General features: G+C 66.8%; 2 protein-coding genes. Both read left to right on the top strand.

What is annotated here, in order from left to right; genetic code table 11:
* Nucleotides 1-1,151 (top strand): NAD(P)/FAD-dependent oxidoreductase (locus AC1D1S_RS21175; protein WP_476995448.1); only part of this gene is annotated, 1,151 nt, incomplete at its 5' end.
* A 56-nt stretch (nt 1,152-1,207) separates the two neighbouring features.
* A partial coding sequence (locus tag AC1D1S_RS21170; protein ID WP_476995449.1) for a LysR family transcriptional regulator occupies nt 1,208-1,346 on the top strand: 139 nt, incomplete at its 3' end.

Below are 1,346 nucleotides of genomic sequence, written 5' to 3'. Positions count from 1 at the left end.
ATTGGGGCTGGTGCCGGCAGCAGAACCGCGATGCGCGCGAACTTCCAATGGCGACCAAAAGCCTCGACCTGTGGGAACGCTTCGCCGCCGAGACCGGCGAGGAGACCGGCTTCCGGCGCTGCGGCCTCCTCTATCTCAGCGACAACGAGGAAGAACTGGCAGGCTGGGCCCGCTGGCGGGATTTCGCCCGCACGGTGGGCGTCACCACCCACATGCTCGACAGTGCCGAGGCAACCGAGCGCGGCAAGGCGACAGGCCGCACCTGGAAGGGCGGCGTGTTCTCCCCGACGGACGGGACGGCGGATCCCGCCAATGCCGCCCCGGCGGTTGCCCGCGCGATCGTGAAGCTGGGCGGGACAGTGCTCCAGAATTGCGCAGCGCGCGGCATCGAGACGGAAGGCGGCAAGCTTTCGGCTGTCGTAACCGAACACGGCACGATCCGAACCAAGGTCGCCATCCTGGCTGGCGGCGCCTGGGCGTCGTCCTTCTGCCGCCAGCTCGGCATTCGTTTCCCGCAAGCCTCGATCCGCTCCTCCATTCTCTCCGTCGGTCCCGGTGAGGGAAACCTGCCGGACGCGCTCCATACCGCCCGCGTCTCGGTAACCCGCCGGGGTGACGGTGGTCACACGCTCGCCATCAGCGGGCGTGGACGGATCGACCTGACGGCCCAGACCATGCGTTTCGCGGCACAGTTCCTGCCGATGTTCATGCGCCGCTGGCGCAGCCTGTCGCCCGGCGGCCTCGAAGGTCTGCGCAGCGGCCACGAAGGCATGGCCCGCTGGCAGCTCGACCGACCGACGCCGATGGAGCATATGCGCATCCTCGATCCGGCCGTCGACGCGAGCACGATCAAGCTGACATATGAGCGCGCCGTCGAATTGCTGCCGGCGATCGGCGGGCGCCGCATCACTGCGAGCTGGGCCGGTTATATCGATTCGACGCCGGACGGGGTTCCGGCGATCGGCGAAGTCGCGAGCGTTCCGGGTTTCATCCTGGCGGCAGGGTTCAGCGGCCACGGTTTTGGTATCGGACCCGGCGCCGGCCACCTGATCGCCGACATCGTCACCGCCGCCACCCCGATCGTCAATCCGCTACCCTATCATCCCAAACGTTTTCAAACGTCCGCCTGGGGCAAGGTGGCGGATTTCTGATCTTGGGGCCTATGGACTAGAGTGAAACCCGCGAACCAAAGGACACGKTGACCCGGATGCAGGCACGCCAGCTCGAGGTATTCTGCATGCTCATGCGGACCGGGACGGTGACCGGTGCTGCGGCGATGCTCAACATATCGCAGCCGGCGCTCAGCCAAATCCTGCTGCATGCCGAGGACCAGCTAGGCTTCAAGC

Source organism: Arthrobacter sp. P1_A5 (assembly GCF_056406825.1).
Note: the sequence above shows the minus strand (reverse complement) of the source record. Positions and strands in the feature narration are given on the sequence as shown.